This window comes from Hankyongella ginsenosidimutans (assembly GCF_005144965.1).
Taxonomy (GTDB): Bacteria; Pseudomonadota; Alphaproteobacteria; order Sphingomonadales; family Sphingomonadaceae; genus Hankyongella; species Hankyongella ginsenosidimutans.
The window spans coordinates 1,297,785-1,317,215 of the sequence record NZ_CP039704.1 but is presented as its reverse complement, the minus strand read 5'-3'; the positions used below and the strand labels follow the sequence as shown (position 1 = coordinate 1,317,215).

Below are 19,431 nucleotides of genomic sequence, written 5' to 3'. Positions count from 1 at the left end.
CGCACCGGCAGCAAGACACTGATGGCCTATCTGTTCAAGCCAGTCACGAACGCACTGCAAACCGCCTTCTCCGAACGGTAGCGACGCACGCATGACTGCTCCTCCCCGGAAGGGGAGGATTTTGCCGCTGCGCGCGGCATGATGCCGCCAGATGAAGCCGGGCCGCGCATTGCCCGCCCGGCACGCGACTGCTAGGGCGGGAGCGAACATCCCCAAGCCCGGTCTCCCGCCTTGTCCGACACCCCAAGCCCAAACTTCTCAATCTCTGGATCATCTGGGGTTCGTGAAGCGTTACCCCGGCCACATCGGTCTGGCCATGCTGGCGCTGCTCGTCGCCTCCGGCGCGACGCTGGCGATGCCGCAGGCGTTCCGGCAAGTGGTCGACAAGGGCTTCGGCGCGTCCGACCCCAACGCCATCACCCCTATTTCATCGGCCTGCTCGGCATCGTCGCGGTCATGGCGGTGGCGAGCGCCGTGCGCTTCTACATCGTCAGTTGGGTGGGGAGCGTGTGGTCGCGGATATCCGCATGGCGGTGCACAGCCACCTGCTGACCCTGTCGCCGGAATTCTTCGAGGTGAACCGCCCGTCCGAGATCGCTACACGTCTGACCGCTGACACCACCCTCATCGAGCAGGTGGTCGGCACCTCAGCCTCGGTTGCCATGCGCAACACCATCACGGCAATCGGCGGCCTTGCCCTGCTGTTTGCGACCAGCCCCAAGCATGCGGCGCTGCTGCTGCTGGTGATCCCCATCACCGTGTTGCCGATCGTGCTGCTCGGCCGCCGGGTGCGCAAGCAATCGCGCGCCAGCCAGGACCGGATCGCCGACGTCGGCGCGATGGCGGACGAGGCACTGGGCGCAATCCGCATCGTGCAGGCGTTCACGCAGGAGCAGACCGAGCGCAAGCGCTTCGCCGGCGCGGTCGAGGGCGCGTTTTCCGCCGCGCGGCTGCGCATCCTGATCCGGGCGCTGATGACCGCCATCGTCATCCTGCTGGTGTTCTCGGCGATCACGCTGGTGCTGTGGGAAGGTGCCAAGGATGTGATCGAGGGCCACCTGTCAGGCGGCGCGATCACCGCTTTCGTGCTGTGGGCGGCGCTGGTTGCCGGCGCGTTTGGCGCGCTCACGGAGGTGATCGGCGACGTGATGCGGGCCGCCGGTGCCGCCGGGCGGCTGGCCGACCTGCTGGCGACGCCGAGCAAGATCGTGCCGCCCGCAGTGCCGGTCGCGCTGCCGGAGCCGCCACGCGGCGCAGTCGCGTTCGAGCATGTGACCTTCGAATACCCGAGCCGCCCCGGCACGTCCGCGCTGGCTGACTTCTCGCTGGAAATCCGCCCCGGCGAGACGGTCGCGATCGTCGGCCCGTCGGGCCGGCAAGTCGACACTGTTCCAGTTGCTGCAGCGCTTCTACGATCCGGCGGCCGGGCGTATCCTGCTCGACGGCGTCGACATCCGCTCGGTCGACCCGCTGGCCCTGCGCACGCGCATGGCCATGGTGCCGCAGGAGACCGTGGTGTTCGCCGCCAGCGCGCGGGAGAACATCCGCTACGGCCGGCCGAACGCCACGCAAGCCGACGTGATGGCGGCAATCGAGGCGGCATCCGCCCGCGAGTTCCTCGAAGCGCTGCCGGAAGGGCTCGACACCTACCTCGGCGAGGCGGGCGTGCGGCTGTCCGGCGGCCAGCGCCAGCGGCTCGCGATCGCCCGTGCGATCCTGCGCGATGCGCCGATCCTGCTGCTCGACGAAGCAACCTCCGCACTCGACAGCGAATCAGAACGCGCCGTTCAGGGAGCGCTCGACCGCCTGATGGCGAACCGCACCACCCTGGTGATCGCACACCGGTTGTCGACGGTGATCAACGCGGATCGCATCATCGTCATGGATCAGGGGCGCATCGTCGCCATGGGCACGCACCGTGAACTGATCGCGACGGATGGTCTCTACGCCCGCCTGTCGCAGCTCCAGTTCGAGAATGCGCGCGCAGATCAGACGGACGCGACGCCGAACGGCAGCAGCCGCTCATAAGCCGCCAAATCCGGCGCGCCCGACACGGCGACGCCACGGCGCAGCAGGAAGGTGTGCCGCACGATTTCCGCCTGCTGCTCGAGGCCATAGGCTTCGAACCGACGGCCGGACTTCAGCGGTAAGTACCGGTAACGCGCCCAGAGTGGCCGCTCGGTGATGAGGTTGCGACCGCTCTGGTGCTGCCAGACGTGGGTCATCTCGTGGCAGAACAGCCCTTGCGCAGGCAACTCGGCTACAGCGAAGTCCGCGCGCCACCAGCGGTTTCCGGGTGCGAACCACAGGTGGCCGTCCGGCGCCATCACATAGCGGGCATGGTGCCAGAACACCCAGCGCCGGTGGTGCAGGCGCACAGCACCGTAATCGATCGCGTCCTGGAACAGACTGCGGGCGAGCGCGACCTCGCCTTCCGTAAGCCGTCTAGTGGTGGCTGCCATGATCCTTCGCTGCCGGCTCCCCGGTGACGGCGCGCACCTCAACCGGCACACTGACCGCGCCGGCCTTGGCGAACGTGAGCGTGACGGTCGCCTTCGCGCCGGCGGCCGGCGGGTTCTTGAGGTCGAAGAACATGAGGTGCATGCCACCCGGCGCCAAGGTCACCGTGCCGTTCGCCGGCACGTCGATCTTGTCCTGCTGGATCATCTTCATGATCCCGCCCTCGCTCTTCATGGCATGCAGCTCGACGCGCCCGGCGAACGGGGCTTCGGCCTTCAGCAGGGTATCGGCCTGCGCCCCGCCCTTGATCGTCAGATATCCCGCGGCCGGGCGCGAGGCGACCGGCGGCAGGCGCACCAGCCGCCGCTCACCTGCGGCTTGGCGGTCTGGGCAAAGGCAGACGGGGTGGCTGCAATCAGGGCGGCGGCCAGAGCAATTCGGATCGGCGTCATGATATCCTCCAATTGTGTGCACCTGATATACGATGCCGCCAGCGACTTTACAGCATCTACGTGGCTTCTATCTGGCGCGTTTTGCCGCTAGGAAGCATTTATGACGCGCCGCACAATAACCCCTGACCGATATGATCGGGTGCGCCAAGGATGATCAGGCGGGGAAGACGAGCCGTACGCAATTCCTGCCATCATTGGTGTATTTGGTAACCTGGCACCGTAATTCCTGGCACCGTAATTCCGGCACCATAATTCTGTAATTCTATAGACTTGGGGCGGAGGGCATCTAAGCGCCCCGGCCAGAACTGTCCAGGAGCAACCGCACGAAGCTGAACATGCGGACGAAGAGCCAGTCGAGCTGCTCAGACCGTTCAATTATCTCTTGTGACACCTCCGAATGGCGGATGTTGAGGCTGTTGCCGATTATGGTCAGCGCCTTTGCCTCGTCGCCGAGGGCCACGCGCAATTTGGAACCTGGCACTGCCGCCCGGTCGAGAAGCCTGTCCGCTTGTGCCTTTTGTCCGTGCCCGGCTCAAGCGTCTTCATTCGCTCGAACGCATCCCACAACTTCTCCGTCGCGTTCCGGCGGTCGTCGAGTCTTGGCGAGAGAAATTGGGAGCGCGCAAATTCGAGCAAGCGATCCAGCTGGTCATCGCCCGTGCGGAACATCGCCCAGCCAAGCGCCTGCGCAACCTGCTGTGGAAGGATCCGCTGTGCATGACCATTGGCATCGAGCTCGAAGGCTATGCCATTGCGCTGGAAGAGTAGGTTTACTTCGGCCACAAAGTTGCAAGGCCGGCGGCACGGTCCCAACTCATATGGTAATGATGCTGATAGGAGTGGTAGCTGCCAAGGATCGGCTCACCCACGGCCTTCGCGCAGAACTCCAGCAGATCGAGGACGACCGTCGTCTCGGGCACCTCCCGGCTATTTAGGGGCCAATCGATCCCAGGCACTTCCGCCTCCAAGAACCGCGCGAAGGCCCGACGGTCGATACCACACGGCCCATCGCCGTCTGCACACTGCTTCGTGAAGCGGTATCCGAATGCGCCGCTGTCCACGCGCATATCGATCAGCGCATGCAACGCTCCCCAGACTCGGTCGTCGATCGTCTCCGATATCGCCGGTCGCTGCCCAAATTCGCGGTCGGTGAAGTATCGTGTGCTCAAAATTTATCCCCACAAAATCGAATATCGTTCGAGGTAGGCTAGCACGCCGGGATGACACTGTCCGCGTGTGACAGTTTCGAGATTTGCTTGCGATTGCGGTGCCAGTTTACGAAATACACTTGATTTCCCTCGCCTTTTGGTCCGCGCTTTTGTGGCTTCACCGTCCGCCCGGTCTTCGCTTCCACTCTATCGAGCCAATCGTCGCTGCCAAGCGGTCTTCCCGATGTCTCCGACATCCGCAAGGCCCGCCATGCCGTTTCGTCATCACCCTCTTGCCCGAGAAAATCGGCAAAGGGGCCATAGCGTTCGAGCACCGGGGCCAGCCTGACCAGTGCATCCTCTTCCGTGGCCAGATGAGCCGCCACGCCGGACCAACGCCAATCCTGCGCAGCGTCCACCAGTCTGGCGCGGACCGGATCGAGCGACACAGTGCGGACAGCGGCCGCCAGATGTGCCTCATCCATCGCCACTGCACCAAAGCGGTCCTGCCACCGCAATAATAGATGTTCTGAGGAATATACTGCCGCAATCCCGGTTTGCCACCATGCCACGGCTTCTCCTGCGGGCGATTTGTCGCTAGTGGGCGCACGAGGCATTCATGACGCACCGCACAACGACCCCTGACCCGCTGTTCTGGCGGCTGCTGAAGGCCCTGCTTGCGGTGGCCTGCCTGGTGCCGTTCCTGCTGCCGTCCATGCTGCCGCTGACGGACCTGCCCGGGCACCTTGCGCGCCTGCACATCCTGCTGGATGGCGAGCATTCGAAGTACCTCTCGCTCTATTACGAAGCGCGGCTGCGGCTGGTGCCCAATCTCGGCAGCGATCTGCTGATGCTCGGCCTCTCCCGGGTCATGAGCCTCGATGCGGCGAGCCGGCTGATCCTCGGGGCAGCCATTCTGGGCAGCGCCTGGGGCACGCTCTCGATCAGCCGGCAACTCCACGGCACGCGCCAGTCGATTGCCCTGCTGGCGTTCGTCTTCGTGTTCAACTGGTTCCTGCTCTGGGGCTTCCTGAACTACCTGCTCGGGCTCGGCATGGCCCTGCCGATGGTCGCGCTCTGGCTCCAGCGCCTGAGAGACGAAGAGGACCGGCTCCGCAAGCCCGAGCCATGGTTTCATCTGTTGTTTGCCGGCCTGGCAGCGCTGCTCTGGGTCTGCCACCTGGTCGCGTTCGGCATCTACCTGATCCTGGTCGGCGCACTGACGCTGCATGCCGCCTGGCACAGTTTTACGGGGCGCGGCCGCCTCGCGAACAGCCTTTGTGCAACCCTGCTCCGGCTGCTGCACTGCCTGCCGGCGCTGGCGTTGACGGGCTGGTATCTGGCGACCGGCGATGGGCAGACGATCACCACCTGGTCGACCTGGCAGACCAAGATCATCAGCCTCATCGGTCCGTTTCGGTTGTATTATCGTTTTTCGATCTCGCGACCGCGATCGGGGTCTGCGGGGCGATCGGCCTTGGCCTGGTGACGCGGCGGCTGCGCGTCCACCATGGTGCGCTGCTGGCGACCGCGTTGATCTTCGCCGTCTATCTGGCGATGCCGTATACGCTCTCGAGCAGCGCGCTCGCCGACCAGCGCCTGACCGTACCGCTGGCGCTGTCTGGCGTAGCGGCCCTGGCCTGGACCGAACGCGCCGGGCTGCGGCTGCGCGCCGTCACCGGCCTTGCGATCGCAGCGCTGGCATTCCTGCGCATCGGCGCGCTGACGCGCGACTGGCTCCAGGCTGACCGGGTCTACGCCGAGCACCTGAAAGCCCTCGACCATGTCCCGCAAGGCGCGCGCATCGCGAGCTTCGCCGTGGTCCCCTGCGCGCCGTCGATCCCGGTTGCGACCCTGGCGAATTTTCAGGCCTATGCGGTCCTGAAGCGCGATGCATTCGTCAATGTCCTGTTCGACGTGCCGCTCTATCAGGTGATGCGCGTGCGCTACAATCGGGACACCCAGTTGTTCCGGAACCCCTCGCAGCTGGTCTACCCCGGGAATGCGCGATCGATCTGCCGACCCCTATGCCCTGGAAGCGCGGCTCGCCTACATCCCTGACCAGCGTTTCGATTATGTCTGGATCGTCGGGACGTCGCTGCTGCGCCACACCCCGAGGCCGAACTGGGCACCCGTATACCGCGATGCGGACTCCATACTCTACCGCGTGGCGCCATGGCCGGGGCCTTGAGAAATACGGCCTGAGCGACCAACGGAGAAAAAGCACGGCCTGGCGCACAATCGCCCCGTTGTAGGCGGCTGAGCTGCCTCCTATATCCGTCCAGTCGGATGTTCTGGAAACGGTGCGTCCTCATCTTTTGTCAACATTCATCGGCTAAGCCCGCCGCGCGTCCTCGACATCGCGCAGGGCAGGGAACGGAAGAAACATGAGTAAAGTCATCGGTATCGACCTCGGCACGACCAACAGCTGCGTCGCCGTCATGGAAGGCGCGCAACCGAAGGTGATCGAGAATGCGGAAGGCGCACGCACCACGCCCTCGATGGTCGCCTTCACCAACGACGGCGAGCGTCTGGTCGGTCAGCCGGCCAAGCGGCAGGCGGTCACCAATCCGGAAGCAACGCTGTTTGCAATCAAGCGTCTGATCGGGCGCACCTTCAACGACCCGATGACGCAAAAGGACATCAACCTCGTTCCCTACAAGATCGCCAAGGCCGACAACGGCGACGCCTGGGTCGAGGCGCGCGGCGAACGTTACTCCCCAAGTCAGGTCTCGGCCTTCATTCTGCAGAAGATGAAGGAAACGGCGGAAGCCTATCTGGGCGAGACGGTGACCCAGGCCGTCATCACCGTGCCGGCGTACTTCAACGACGCCCAGCGCCAGGCGACCAAGGATGCCGGCAAGATCGCCGGGCTTGAAGTCCTGCGCATCATCAACGAGCCGACGGCAGCCGCGCTCGCCTACGGCCTCGACAAGCAGGACGGCAAGACCATCGCCGTCTATGACCTTGGCGGCGGCACCTTCGATATTTCCGTGCTGGAAATCGGCGACGGCGTGTTCGAAGTGAAATCGACCAACGGCGACACCTTCCTGGGCGGTGAAGACTTCGACACCCGCGTGATCGACTGGCTGGCGGAAGAATTCAAGAAGGACCAGGGCATCGACCTGCGCTCCGACAAGCTGGCGCTGCAGCGCCTCAAGGAAGCCGCCGAAAAGGCCAAGATCGAACTGTCGTCCGCGCAATCGACCGAAATCAACCTACCGTTCATCACCGCCGACCAGACCGGCCCGAAGCACCTGGTGAAGCAGCTCTCGCGCGCCAAGCTCGAGCAGCTTGTCGATGACCTGGTCGCCCGGACCATGGAACCGTGCAAGAAGGCGCTGGCGGACGCCGGCCTGAAGCCGGGCGATATCGACGAAGTGGTGCTGGTCGGCGGCATGACCCGCATGCCGAAGGTCATGGAAGCGGTGAAGCAGTTCTTCGGCCGCGAGCCGCACAAGGGCGTGAACCCGGACGAAGTGGTGGCGCTGGGCGCTGCCGTGCAGGCCGGCGTGCTCCAGGGCGACGTCAAGGACGTCCTGCTGCTTGATGTGACCCCGCTGTCGCTCGGCATCGAAACCCTGGGCGGCGTCTTCACCCGCCTGATCGACCGCAACACCACCATCCCGACCAAGAAGAGCCAGGTGTTCTCGACCGCCGAGGATCAGCAGAACGCCGTGACCATCCGCGTGTTCCAGGGCGAACGCGAAATGGCGGCCGACAACAAGCTGCTCGGCCAGTTCGATCTGGTCGGCATCCCGCCCGCGCCGCGCGGCGTGCCACAGATCGAGGTGACCTTCGATATCGACGCCAACGGCATCGTGTCGGTCTCCGCCAAGGACAAGGGAACCGGCAAGGAACAGCAGATCCGTATCCAGGCGTCCGGCGGCCTGACCGACTCCGACATCGACCGCATGGTGAAGGACGCCGAGCAGTTCGCCGAGGAAGACAAGAAGCGCCGGGCGCTGGCGGAAGCGCGCAATCAGGCCGACAGCCTGGTCCACACCGCGGAGCGCAGCCTGACCGAAAGCGGCGACAAGGTGTCGGCGGGCCTGAAGACCCAGGTCGAAACCGCAATCTCCGACCTGAAGGGGCCCTGACTGGTGACGACATCACAGCAATCCAGGCCAAGACGCAGACGCTCGGCCAACTGTCGATGAAGCTCGGCGAGGAAATCTACAAGGCAAGCGAAGGCGCGGAAACCGCTGACGCTGCTACGGGCGGCGCTGCCCAGCCCGGTGGCGACGATGTGGTCGACGCCGAATTCTCGGAAGTCGACGACAAGAAGTAATCGCAGCGGTAACGAACGGATCGGCGGGCCTGGGCGATCTCAGGCCCGCCGTCGTTTGCAGGCCGGCACAAACGTTGGACAACCATGATGGCGGTTGATTTGGATTATTATGAAATCCTGGGCGTCGAACGCGGTGCGGACGACAAGGTCGTCAAATCGGCGTTCCGCAAGCTGGCCATGCAGTATCACCCGGACCGCAACGCCGGCGACAAAGGGGCGGAAGCCAAGTTCAAGCAGGTCAACGAGGCCTATGACGTTCTGAAGGATCCGCAAAGCGCGCGGCCTACGACCGGTTCGGCCATGCCGCCTTCCAGAACGGCGGCGGCGGCCCCGGCCCCGGGGCCGAAGGGTTCAGCAGCTTTTCCGATATCTTCGAGAACATCTTCGAGGAATTCATGGGTGCCAGCCCGCGCGGCGGCCAGCGCTCGGCCGCCAGCCGCGGTGCCGACCTGCGCTACAACCTCGAGATCACGCTCGAGGAGGCCTATCGCGGCAAGCAGACCGCCATCACCATCCCGACCACCATAACCTGCGAAGCCTGCACGGGTTCCGGCGCAGAGCCGGGCAGCAAGCCCGAAACCTGCTCCACCTGCAACGGCTTGGGTAAAATCCGCACGACCCAGGGCTTTTCATGGTCGAACGGGCCTGCGGCGTCTGCCGCGGCACCGGCAAGGTGATCGCCAAACCCTGCCGCACCTGCTCGGGCGCGGGCCGCGTCGAGAAGGACAAGACCCTGCAGGTCAAGGTGCCGGCCGGGGTCGACGAAGGCACCCGCATCCGGCTGGCCGGCGAGGGCGAGGCCGGCATGCGCGGCGGCCCGGCCGGTGACCTCTACATCTTCATTTCGCTGAAGCCGCACCGCGTGTTCCAGCGCGAGGCGACGATGCTGTACTGCACGGTGCCGCTGCCGATCACCACGGCAGCACTCGGCGGCGAGATCGAGGTACCCTCGCTCGACGGCCAGCGCACGCAGGTGAAAATCCCCGCCGGCACCCAGGGCGGCAAGCAGTTCCGCCTGCGCGGCAAGGGCATGCCCGCGCTCAACGGTGCCGGCATGGGCGATATGGTGATCCAGGTGCGGGTCGAGACGCCGATCAACCTCAGCAAACGCCAGCGCGAACTGCTGGAGGAATTCCAGAAGATCGAAACCGGCGAGCAGTCCCCGGAGTCGACCGGCTTCTTCTCCCGCCTCAAGAGCTTCTGGGAAGACCTGACCGAGTAGTCGTGTCTTCGTTTGTAATTTTGCCGCTCACCCTGAGCTGGACGAAGGGCTGAGCGGCTCGTGGTTCGTCCAGCTCACCACGAGCGGTCTTTCTCACCCTCCGTCCGTCTTTCAAACGGACACCTCCCCTAAAGGGGAGGATTTTTCCATTCGCGCACAGGTCTCACAAGGCATGCATGGCCGTTTTCACCGTACATGAAGCCAAGACCCATCTGTCGCGCTTGATCCAGCAAGCCCTGAACGGTGAGGACGTGGTGATTGCGCGCGGCTCGAAGCCCGTTGTGCGCCTGACCGCGGTGACCGACGCGTTCTTCGAGCCTTTGCCGGATGACGAATTGCGCCACTGGGACAATGGGTGAGGCTGCTCCTCGATACGCACGCCCTCATCTGGTGGAGCTTGAGCAGATGGCGCTGGTGTCGAACGAATCACTCTTCGATACGTTCGGGATCGTCCGCCTCTGGTGAGGCACCCCAGTACGCGAACGCCCGGCCCTGTACCTCTGCGATGAAAGCGCGCGCCTGCGCCCCTTCCCAGGGGCCGGAATAGTCCTGCCGGCCGACCCACCAACCCTGGCCGGGCAGCCGGTCGCTCTCCCGCACCACCAGCACCGCGAGTTCCGGTTCGCCCAGCGCCCGGGCGCGGTCATCGATTGCGTCCAGCACCTTGCACAGCGCCCGCATCTTCGGGCGCGAGAAGCCGAGGCCAAGCGCCATCAGCGCCTCAGAATAACTGACCGCCCGACCGGCGTGCGCCGCAGCGCGCAACAGCGCCTCCACCTCATCGATATCGAACATCGCATCCTCTTGCCAAGCCAGGGCGGCTACGGAGATAAGGGTTGACATCGCCCTTGTCTTGCCCATCTAAAGCGGACGAAATCAGTCTGAATTAGAGGTGCGCTTTGCGGCTTTCAAACCTTGCCGATTATGCCGTCGTGGTGATGATCCACGCTGCGCAGGCGCGCGATGCGCGGATCAGCGCGCAGGGTGTGGCCGCAAACACCGGCCTGCCGGCACCGACGGTCGCCAAGATCATGGGCCAGTTGTCACGGGCAGGGCTGCTGGAGTCGCGGCGCGGGCCGAGCGGCGGGTTTCAGCTGGCGCGCGGCCCGGAACAGATCAGCGTCGCCGCGATCACGGAAGCGGTCGACGGGCCGATCGCGATGACCGCCTGCGTCGACACCGCAACAAGCGACTGCGGGTTCGAGACCGTATGCTGCATGAAGTCGCGCTGGCCGATCATCAATCGCGCCGTCCGTGAGGCGCTTGACCGCGTGACCCTCGCCGATTTGGTCCGCCCATCGTTCGATTTCCTGACGCCGGCCGAACGGGCTGACGCCAGAACCGGGAATCTCTGAACCATGGCTGGAACCCGCGAAACCACCCAGACGATCGATGACGTGACGAAGCCTACAAGTGGGGCTTCTCGACCGCCATCGACACCGAATTCGCACCCAAAGGGCTGAACGAAGATACGGTGCGCTATATTTCCGCCAAGAAGGGCGAGCCGGAGTGGCTGCTGGCCTGGCGGCTGAAGGCGTTCCGGCAATGGCAGTCCATGGCGGAGCCGGACTGGGCGATGGTGCATTACCCCGCCATCGACTACCAGGACGCCTATTACTATGCCGCGCCGAGGAAGAAGCCGACGCTGGCATCGCTTGACGAACTCGATCCGGAAATCCGCCGAACCTACGAGAAGCTCGGCATTCCGATCGAGGAGCAAAAGTTCTCGCCAATGTCGAGGGCGCGCGCAGAATTGCCGTCGACGCCGTGTTCGACAGCGTCTCGGTCGCCACGACCTTCCGCGAGGAACTGGCCAAGGCCGGCGTGATCTTCCTGTCGATTTCCGAGGCGGTGCGCGAGTATCCGGACCTGGTGCGCCAGTATCTTGGCTCGGTCGTGCCGATCCACGACAACTACTTCGCGACGCTCAACAGCGCCGTCTTTTCGGATGGCACCTTCGTCTACATCCCCAAGGGCGTGCGCTGCCCGATGGAGCTCTCCACCTATTTCCGCATCAACGCCGAGAACACCGGCCAGTTCGAGCGCACGCTGATCGTCGCCGATGCCGGGTCTCACGTCTCCTATCTGGAAGGCTGCACCGCGCCACAGCGCGACGAGAACCAGCTGCACGCCGCCGTGGTCGAACTGGTGGCGCTCGATGATGCCGAAATCAAATACTCGACCGTCCAGAACTGGTACCCCGGCGACAAGGACGGCAAGGGCGGCATCTACAATTTCGTCACCAAGCGCGGGCTGTGCAAAGGGGCACGCGCCAAGATCAGCTGGACCCAGGTCGAGACCGGCTCGGCCATCACCTGGAAGTACCCCAGTTGCGTGCTGGCGGGCGAGGGTCAGTCGGCGAATTCTATTCGGTCGCCGTCACCAACAACGCCCAGCAGGCCGACACCGGCACCAAGATGATCCACCTGGGGCGCAACACGTCGTCCACCATCATCTCCAAGGGCATCACCACCGGGCGCGGCCAGCAGACCTATCGCGGGCTGGTGAAGGTGGCGGCGTCCGCCGAGAACGTGCGCAACTTCACCCAGTGTGACTCCTGCTGCTCTCGTCCACGTCGGCTGCGCACACCGTGCCCTACATCGAGGTGAAGAACCCGAGCGCGCAGATCGAGCACGAGGCGACCACCAGCCGCATCAGCGAGGATCAGCTGTTCTACGCGCTGCAACGCGGCCTCTCGGAGGAGGAGGCGGTCGGCCTGATCGTGAATGGTTTTGCCGCGAGGTGCTGCAGCAGCTGCCGATGGAGTTCGCGGTCGAGGCCCAGAAGCTGCTCGGGATTTCGCTTGAGGGGAGCGTGGGGTGAGCGTGTCGTGGAGACAGCCTGCAGCTCGACCGCCCCACCCCGACCCTCCCCTGAAGGGGAGGGTCGGGCCCTGCGCGTCCCTCCCCTTCAGGAGGGTCAGGCCCTTTTCCCTCCCCTTCAGGGGAGGGGTAAGGTGGGTCTGACCGCCGAACAAATCGCATGGCTGCACGACCGCGCCGCAGAGATGCGCCGCAATCCGACTGAACCGGAGAAGCGGCTGTGGAGACAGTTGTCTGCCAGTCAGATCGACGGGCTGAAATTTCGGCGACAGGAAGTCATCAGCCGCTTCATCGTCGATTTCATGTGCCCGGCACGGGCGCTGATCATCGAGATCGATGGTGACACCCATGATGCAGAGGCCGACCGGCGGCGCGACGATGTGTTGACCGAGCTCGGGTTTCGGGTGCTGCGGGTGACCAATGAGGATGTGATGCGCAATATCGAGGGAGTTATCGAGGCGACCCGTCTGGCTGCCGCCGGACGGACTTCACGGCACAGACCCACCCCACCCCTCCCCTGAAGGGGAGGGCTTGCCACGCCGCACGGCGGCAATGAATGAGCACAGAAGGACAACCGATGCTTCAAATCGATAATCTCCACACGACGGTCGCCGACAAGCCGATCCTCAAGGGGCTGAGCCTCAGCATCGGCGCGGGCGAGGTCCATGCGATCATGGGCCCGAACGGGGCCGGCAAATCGACGCTCGGCTACACGCTGGCCGGGCGCGAAGGCTATGACGTGACCGACGGCGTGGTTACCTTTCTCGGCGAAGACCTGCTGGCGCTGGAGCCGCACGAACGCGCGGCGCGCGGCCTGTTCCTCGGCTTCCAGTATCCAGTCGAGATTCCCGGCGTCTCCAACGTCAACTTCCTGCGCACGGCCTTGAACGCCCAGCGCCGCCAGCGCGGCGAGGAGGAACTCTCGGGCGCGGCGTTCCTCGCTGGTGCGCGAGAAGGCGGCAAGCCTGGGCGTCGACATGGACATGCTGAAGCGGCCGGTGAACGTCGGTTTCTCGGGCGGCGAGAAGAAGCGCAACGAAATGGTGCAGATGGCGGTGCTCGACCCGACCCTGATGATCCTCGACGAGACCGACAGCGGCCTCGACATCGACGCGCTGAAGGTCGTCGCGAGTGGCATCAACGCCCTGCGCGCGCCGGACAAGGCGACCCTGCTCATCACCCACTATCAGCGCCTGCTTGATTATGTGCGCCCGGATTTCGTCCATGTGCTGGCCGGCGGGCGCATCGTGCGCTCGGGCGGGCCGGACCTGGCGCTGGAACTGGAACGCGACGGCTATGGGAGCTTGGCTGCCTGATGCTGACCGCACTTCCTCTCCCCGCGACGAAGCCTGGCGCTACAGCGACCTGAAGGCGCTGGCGCGCGTCGCCGACTGGCAGGCTCCGGTCGCAGACGGGCACCTCACGCTGGACGATGGCGCAAGCGTCACCCAAAGCGCTGACGCGCAGCGGCTGGCCCGCCGCATCGTCGTGCCGGCAGGCGCCAGCGCGACGCTCATCGAGGCGTTCGCCGCCCCCGGCGACTGGTGCGACCTGGCCGTAGACATTGTGCTGGAGCCGGGTGCCCGGCTGCTGCACGTCATCCCGCAGTCGCGTGCAGGCGTCACCACCGCCGCCTTCACCGTGTCCGTCGCGGCGCAGGCGGTGTATGAATGCGTGGCGCTGAATATCGGCGGCGACTTCAGCCGGCTGGCCTTCGCCGTCTCGCTGGATGGCGCACAGGCGCAGGCGCATCTCTATGCCGGGCAGCTGGGCCGATCGGCCCAGACGCTGGAGATCGTCAGCCGCGTCGACCACAAGGTGCCGGATTGCCTGAGCCGCCAGACCGTACGCACCGTGCTGGCCGAGCGCGCGACCGGCAACACCCTCAGCAAGACCTATGTCGCACAGGACGCGCAGGGTACGGACGGCGCGCAATCGCTCAAGGCCATGCTGCTGGCGCGGACGGCAACCGCCAACGCCAAGCCCGAGCTGGAAATCTACGCGGACGACGTGAAGTGCGCCCATGGCGCAACCGTCGGCGAGCTGGACAAGGCCGCCCTATTCTACCTCGCCAGCCGTGGCCTGACGCCGGAGGCGGCGCGGGCGCTGCTGCTGCAGGCTTTCCTTGCCGATATCCTGGCACCGCTGCCGGAGGCGCGCTGCGCGACCTGCTGCAAGCGCCCGTGGACGGCTGGATGGCCACCGCCCTGGGAGGCAAGGCATGACCGCACTCGCCCGCAAGGAACAGCCGTTCGATTACCGTGCGGATTTCCCGGTGTTCGATGCACACCCGTCGCTGGTCTATCTGGACAGCGCCGTCTCGGCGATGAAGCCGCAGGTCGTGATCGATGCCATCGCCGCCGGCTACGGCTCGGATTACGCCAGCGTCCACCGCGGCGTCTATGCCCGCTCGCAGAGCATGACCGAGCGCTACGAGGCCGCGCGCGCGGCCGCCGCACGCTTCATGGGTGCTGGCGGCCCGCAGGAGATCGTGTTCGTGCGCGGCGCGACCGAGGGCATCAATCTGGTCGCCAACACCTGGGGCCGCCAACCTCGGTCCCGGCGACGTCGTGGTGCTGAGCGAACTCGAACACCACAGCAACATCGTGCCCTGGCAGTTGCTGCGCGACCGGCTGGGCTTTGCCATCCGCGTCATCCCGATCACGCCGGACGGGGACCTCGACTATGCCGCCGCGGAACGGCTGATCGACGGGGCGGTCAAGCTGGTGGCGGTCACCCATGTGTCCAACGTGCTCGGCACTCACGTCGATATTCCCCGGATGGCCGCGCTGGCTCATGCAGTCGGGGCCTTGTTGTTGGTCGATGGCTGCCAGGCGGTGCCGCACCGGCCGGTCGACGTGGCGGCCCTGGGCTGCGACTTCTACGTCTGGTCCGCCCACAAGCTCTACGGGCCGACCGGGATCGGCGTGCTGTGGGCGAAGGCCGACATCCTCGACGCCATGCCGCCCTGGCACGGGGTGGCGCGATGATCGAGACCGTGACGTTCGCGCGCACCACCTACGCACCCGCGCCGCAGCGGTTCGAGGCGGGGACGCCGCACATCGTCGGCGTGCTCGGCCTGCATGCGGCGATCGATTATGTCGAGGCGATCGGGCTGGACGCGATCCACGCCCATGAGGCAACACTGACCGAGGCAGCACGCGACGTGATGCGCCGGTTCAACAGCCTGCGCGTGCTCGGACCCAAGGACGCAACCGGCATCCTGTCGTTCGCGATGGACGGCGTGCACCCGCACGACATCGGCACCATCCTGGACGAGGCCGGCATCAACATCCGCGCCGGCCACCACTGCGCACAGCCGCTGATGCAGGCGCTCGGCGTGCCGGCGACCGCCCGGGTCAGCTTCGGTGTCTACAACAGCCTGGACGACGTCGCCCGGCTGGAAAAGGCGCTACATACCGTCGTGAGGATTTTCCAATGAGCCACGAGACCGATACCCGGCGCCCGGATTTCCTGGAGGGTTCCTCAACCCCGCGCCGGAGCCAGCGCCCTCGCTCCACGATCAGGTGGTGGCGGCGCTGCGCGACATCTACGACCCGGAAATCCCGGTCAACATCTACGACCTCGGCCTCATCTACGGCGTCGACGTGTCCGAGGACGGCGAGGTGGAGGTCACGATGACGCTCACCACGCCGCACTGCCCGGTCGCGGAGTCGATGCCGGCCGAGGTGGAAATCCGTGTCAGCGCCGTGCCCGGTGTCAGCCATGCGAATGTCAATCTGGTGTGGGACCCACCCTGGAACCCGCAGGCGATGTCCGACGAAGCCAAACTCGAACTGGGGATGCTGTAACCATGGCCAAGGCGATCCTGACCGTCACCGATACCGCCGCCGAGAGAATCCGCGCCATCCTCGCCGCCCGCGCAACGCCGGCGGCGGGCGTGCGCCTCTCAACACCGCAGAAGGGCTGTTCCGGCCTCTCCTACAAGGTCGACTATGTCGACGAGCCGAACCGATGGACGAGCGGGTCGAGACCCCGGCCGGCACGCTGTTCATCGATCCGATGTCGATCCTTTATCTCATCGGCTCGGAGATGGATTGGCAGGAGGACGATTTCGCGGAAGGCTTCGTATTCCGCAATCCGAACGAGAAGGGCCGTTGCGGCTGCGGTGAAAGCTTCACCGTGTAAGTGTGCTCCGCTCATGGTGCACTGGACCCCGCCGCTCATGGTGAGCTTGACGAACCATGAGCGGCGCCGCTGCCCTTCGACAGGCTCAGGGCGAGCGGGGAGGGATGCCCCGCCTTCTGCTTGCCAAAGCGGAAATACTTCGTCACTCTCGCGCCATAAAATAATACGGGAGCGGTGGTGATGAAGTTTTTGCAGGGCTTCTGCTCGGCATGGCGCTTGCTGCAGGCAGTGCGCAGGCGCAGGTGATGCTGATCGGATCGAACAAGGTCATTTTCGATCCCAGCAAGGACAATGCGGCACCGGCGACCATCGCCGTGCGCGCCGGGCGTATCCTGGCGATCAAGCCGGGCCGCGTCGAGCGCGGTGCCTTCCCGAGATCAGCGAACGGGAGAGTGTCGAGACTGTCGACCTTGGCGACAAGACCGTGTTGCCCGGTCTGATCGACCTGCACGTGCACCTGAGCTTCGATCCCGGTACGCCCTACTGGAAAGACGCGGTCGTCACGGACGAATATTCAACCGCCGTCGGTGTCAAGAACGCGCTGCTGACCGTGCGCGCCGGCTTCACCACCGTGCGCGACGTCGGCTCGGCACCGGATGTCGGCTTCGCCCTGCGGGACGGCATCCGCGACGGCCTGTTCCCCGGCCCGCGCGTGCAGGCCTCCGGCCCGGCGGTCTCGATCATCGGCGGCCACGGCGACGTCAGCAACTTCCGCCGCGAAGTGATCGATGCGCTGTCCGCGCACAATACCTGCACCGGCGTTGACGAATGCGCTGCCCGCGTGCGCGAGGCCAGCCGCGCCGGGGCCGATGTCATCAAGATCACCGAGACCGGGGCGTGCTCTCCCAGCAGGCGCGCGGGCTGGACAAGCACTTCACGGACGCGGAGGTCCAGTCGATCGTCAGCACCGCGCACGGCCTCGGGCTGAAGGTTGCAGCGCACGCGCACGGCCCGCGCGGCATCGAGTCGGCCTCCAGGGCCGGGATCGACACCATCGAGCACGGCACCTTCGCGGACGATGCGGCGCTGAAGGCCATGAAAGCGAACAATGTGGCGTTCGTGCCGACCCTGATGGCGTTTACCGGCATCGAGGAACGGGTGGGCAAGGGCATCTACACGCCGCAGGTCGACGCCAAGGTCCGGCAGGTGTTGACCCAGCGCGGCCAGGCACTTGGCAAGGCAATCGCGATGGGCATCGCGGTCGGCTTCGGCACCGACTCCGGCGTGTTCGAGCACGGGCGCAACGGTGAGGAATTCGCACTGATGGTCCGCTATGGCGGCATGACGCCACGCGCCGCGCTCACCTCCGCCACGCTGACCGCCGCCAGCCTGATGGGCCTGCAGGACGAAGTCGGGACCCTGGCCGTCGGCAAGTCCGCCGACATCATCGCGGTCGACGGCGACCCGCTTGCCGATCCCAAGGCGCTGACCCAGGTGCGCTTCGTGATGGCGCGCGGCGGCGTCATCCCGATGTAGTAGCTTACCGGCTGAACTGCGCGACCAGCTCCACATGCGTCGACCAGAGAAACTGGCCGACCGGCCACAGCCGCTCCAGCCGGAAACCACCATCAGCGAGCAGCCGCGCATCCCGTGCAAAGCTGTTCGGGTTACAGGAGACCATGACCACCCGCTCAACAGTCGAGCTCGCGAGCGCTGCGGATTGCGCCTCGGCACCCGCACGCGGCGGATCGACCACTACCGTCGCATAGCGCTTGAGTTCGCTGGGTTGCAGGGGCCGCCGGAACAGGTCCCGGTGTGCGGCCGTCACCGGCCTGTGGTGCGCGCGGGCAGCCCGCTCCAGCGCGTCGAGCGCCGGCTTGGCGGCATCGATCGCCTCGACCGGCGCGATGCGGCTCAAGGGCAGGCTGAAGGTGCCCAGCCCGGCAAACAGATCGGCGATCGGACCTTGCGGTCCTGCCGCCAGAATGGTCGCCGCAATCAGCGCAGCCTCGCCGTCCGGTGTCGCCTGGGTGAAGCTGGCAGGCGGCAGCCACACCGGCACGCCGTCAAAGTGCAGGACCGGCGTGCGCCGCTCCGCGATGATGTCGACGCCAAGCGGCCCCTCGATCGACAGCCGCGCCAGATCCTGCGCCTCGGCGAACGTGGTCAGCGCCTCGATCTCGGGGAGTTTGTCGGCAGAAAGATTGGTCAGCAGCAGGTCGACGCCGCTGTCGGTCTGCGTCATCTGCACACCGACCGCCTGGCTCTCGCGCATGCGCGGCGGCAGAAAACTGCGCACGGCGTCCGCCACCTGGTACAGTCGCGGATGCAGCACCGGGCAGGCGCGGATGTCGACCAGCGTATGGCTGCGCTCGGCGTTGAAGCCGATGCCGACCGTGCCGCCCTTCTTGACGGCGCGCAGCGAAGCCCGCCGGCGCGCACCGGGCGGCGACAGATGCGTCGGCTCGACATGGCCGACAGTCACGCCATGCTGCTCAAGCGCGGTGAGAATGCGGTCCGACAGCCAGCGGCGATACAGCGGCTCGGCGATATGCTGCAACGTGCAGCCGCCACAGGCCCCGAAGTGCGGGCAGGCAGGGGTCGCCCGGTTCGGCCCCGGTTCGATCACTGCCACGCGCCCCGCCTCGTTCAGCAGCACGGTGTCGCCGGGCGCGCTTTCGGGCACGAAGACGGGTACTCCGCCGTCACGCAAGGCAACGCCATCGCCGCGGGCAGCCAGGTAGGAGACAGTAAGGCGAGTCATGACACGCGGTATAGGGGACCTGTGCGCGGAAACAAAATCCTCCCCTGGCAGGGAGGTGTCCGTCTGAAAGGCGGGCGGAGGGGTGAAAAATACCAGGTATCTGTCGCCTCTCCACCACCCTGACGGGTGGTTCTCCTCCCAGATGGGGAGGACGTATCTTGAGCATAGCAGGATAGCCGCTGT

The 19,431-nt window shown here is 65.6% G+C and carries 14 protein-coding genes and 10 pseudogenes; 17 read left to right on the top strand and 7 right to left on the bottom strand.

Translation table 11 applies throughout. From position 1 onward, the window contains the following. The first annotated feature begins 269 nt into the window (after positions 1-269). Positions 270-2,028 (top strand): annotated as a pseudogene (locus tag E6W36_RS07685) (ABC transporter transmembrane domain-containing protein). Here the strand turns inward: E6W36_RS07685 and E6W36_RS07680 are convergent. The 3 genes from E6W36_RS07680 to E6W36_RS07670 all read right to left on the bottom strand — a co-directional run bounded on the left by E6W36_RS07680 (position 1,989) and on the right by E6W36_RS07670 (position 3,372). After that, positions 1,989-2,462, bottom strand: coding sequence for a vgr related protein (locus E6W36_RS07680; protein WP_222874252.1), 474 nt, complete (start codon positions 2,460-2,462; stop codon positions 1,989-1,991). The pseudogene E6W36_RS07685 and the gene E6W36_RS07680 sit on opposite strands and share 40 nt — an antisense overlap. Then, entirely contained in the window at positions 2,446-2,817 is a 372-nt protein-coding gene (locus E6W36_RS07675) for a copper chaperone PCu(A)C (RefSeq protein ID WP_222874251.1), read from the bottom strand. The genes E6W36_RS07680 and E6W36_RS07675 overlap by 17 nt, the downstream gene beginning before the upstream one ends. Positions 2,818-3,198: 381 nt before the next feature. After that, entirely contained in the window at positions 3,199-3,372 is a 174-nt protein-coding gene (locus E6W36_RS07670; RefSeq protein ID WP_222874250.1) for a hypothetical protein, read from the bottom strand. Between the two features lie 50 nt (positions 3,373-3,422). Between E6W36_RS07670 and E6W36_RS07665 the strand changes: the two genes are divergently transcribed. Then, positions 3,423-3,680 (top strand): hypothetical protein, encoded by a 258-nt coding sequence (locus E6W36_RS07665; protein WP_222874249.1) that lies wholly within the window; start codon positions 3,423-3,425, stop codon positions 3,678-3,680. Between the two features lie 2 nt (positions 3,681-3,682). Here the strand turns inward: E6W36_RS07665 and E6W36_RS07660 are convergent, their stop codons facing one another. Beyond that, positions 3,683-3,997: a hypothetical protein gene (locus E6W36_RS07660; protein WP_222874248.1), complete on the bottom strand. Its 315-nt coding sequence runs from the start codon at positions 3,995-3,997 to the stop codon at positions 3,683-3,685. A gap of 122 nt (positions 3,998-4,119) precedes the next feature. After that, complete coding sequence (locus E6W36_RS07655; protein WP_222874247.1) at positions 4,120-4,632, bottom strand: hypothetical protein; 513 nt, start codon at positions 4,630-4,632, stop codon at positions 4,120-4,122. A 47-nt stretch (positions 4,633-4,679) separates the two neighbouring features. Between E6W36_RS07655 and E6W36_RS07650 the strand changes: the two genes are divergently transcribed. The 5 genes and pseudogenes from E6W36_RS07650 (at position 4,680) to E6W36_RS07625 (ending at position 9,932) form a co-directional block, all read left to right on the top strand. Beyond that, positions 4,680-5,549 (top strand): hypothetical protein, encoded by an 870-nt coding sequence (locus E6W36_RS07650; protein WP_222874246.1) that lies wholly within the window; start codon positions 4,680-4,682, stop codon positions 5,547-5,549. After that, positions 5,546-6,121 (top strand): hypothetical protein, encoded by a 576-nt coding sequence (locus E6W36_RS07645; RefSeq protein WP_222874245.1) that lies wholly within the window; start codon positions 5,546-5,548, stop codon positions 6,119-6,121. Before E6W36_RS07650 ends, E6W36_RS07645 begins: the two co-directional genes overlap by 4 nt. Positions 6,122-6,447: 326 nt before the next feature. Next, positions 6,448-8,351 (top strand): annotated as a pseudogene (gene dnaK, locus E6W36_RS07640) (molecular chaperone DnaK). 87 nt (positions 8,352-8,438) lie between these two features. Then, positions 8,439-9,573: pseudogene (gene dnaJ / locus E6W36_RS18495) on the top strand (molecular chaperone DnaJ). Positions 9,574-9,749: 176 nt separating this feature from the next. Beyond that, positions 9,750-9,932: a type II toxin-antitoxin system Phd/YefM family antitoxin gene (locus tag E6W36_RS07625; protein WP_222874243.1), complete on the top strand. Its 183-nt coding sequence runs from the start codon at positions 9,750-9,752 to the stop codon at positions 9,930-9,932. A gap of 67 nt (positions 9,933-9,999) precedes the next feature. Here E6W36_RS07625 and E6W36_RS07620 read toward each other — a convergent pair whose 3' ends face one another. Then, positions 10,000-10,368, bottom strand: a complete 369-nt coding sequence (locus tag E6W36_RS07620; RefSeq protein ID WP_222874242.1) for a ribose-phosphate pyrophosphokinase — start codon at positions 10,366-10,368, stop codon at positions 10,000-10,002. A 104-nt stretch (positions 10,369-10,472) separates the two neighbouring features. On the opposite strand from E6W36_RS07620, the gene E6W36_RS07615 reads away from it, so the two are divergent. The 10 genes and pseudogenes from E6W36_RS07615 (at position 10,473) to E6W36_RS23190 (ending at position 18,020) form a co-directional block, all read left to right on the top strand. Beyond that, positions 10,473-10,928 carry an SUF system Fe-S cluster assembly regulator gene (locus tag E6W36_RS07615; protein WP_222874241.1) on the top strand — a complete coding sequence of 152 codons (456 nt, stop codon included), beginning with the start codon at positions 10,473-10,475 and terminating at the stop codon, positions 10,926-10,928. A gap of 47 nt (positions 10,929-10,975) precedes the next feature. Next, positions 10,976-12,396, top strand: a pseudogene (sufB, locus tag E6W36_RS07610) (Fe-S cluster assembly protein SufB); the annotation flags it as partial. A 133-nt stretch (positions 12,397-12,529) separates the two neighbouring features. Next, positions 12,530-12,916 (top strand): endonuclease domain-containing protein, encoded by a 387-nt coding sequence (locus tag E6W36_RS07605; RefSeq protein WP_246048232.1) that lies wholly within the window; start codon positions 12,530-12,532, stop codon positions 12,914-12,916. Positions 12,917-12,972: 56 nt separating this feature from the next. Beyond that, positions 12,973-13,711, top strand: a pseudogene (gene sufC / locus E6W36_RS07600) (Fe-S cluster assembly ATPase SufC). Beyond that, positions 13,599-14,459: pseudogene (locus E6W36_RS07595) on the top strand (SufD family Fe-S cluster assembly protein); the annotation flags it as partial. The pseudogenes sufC and E6W36_RS07595, both read left to right, overlap by 113 nt. A 157-nt stretch (positions 14,460-14,616) precedes the next feature. After that, positions 14,617-15,837, top strand: a pseudogene (locus tag E6W36_RS07590) (aminotransferase class V-fold PLP-dependent enzyme). 37 nt (positions 15,838-15,874) lie between these two features. Further along, positions 15,875-16,207, top strand: a pseudogene (locus E6W36_RS07585) (SUF system Fe-S cluster assembly protein); the annotation flags it as partial. Positions 16,208-16,209: 2 nt separating this feature from the next. Beyond that, a pseudogene (locus E6W36_RS07580) lies at positions 16,210-16,544 on the top strand (HesB/IscA family protein). Between the two features lie 209 nt (positions 16,545-16,753). Then, a complete protein-coding gene (locus E6W36_RS18490; RefSeq protein ID WP_246048231.1) occupies positions 16,754-16,984 on the top strand; it encodes a hypothetical protein in 231 nt (76 codons plus the stop codon). Beyond that, positions 16,969-18,020: pseudogene (locus E6W36_RS23190) on the top strand (metal-dependent hydrolase family protein). The gene E6W36_RS18490 and the pseudogene E6W36_RS23190 overlap by 16 nt, the downstream one beginning before the upstream one ends. A 4-nt stretch (positions 18,021-18,024) precedes the next feature. Here the strand turns inward: E6W36_RS23190 and E6W36_RS07570 are convergent. Further along, positions 18,025-19,248, bottom strand: coding sequence for a class I SAM-dependent RNA methyltransferase (locus E6W36_RS07570; RefSeq protein WP_222874239.1), 1,224 nt, complete (start codon positions 19,246-19,248; stop codon positions 18,025-18,027). Positions 19,249-19,431: the final 183 nt, after the last annotated feature.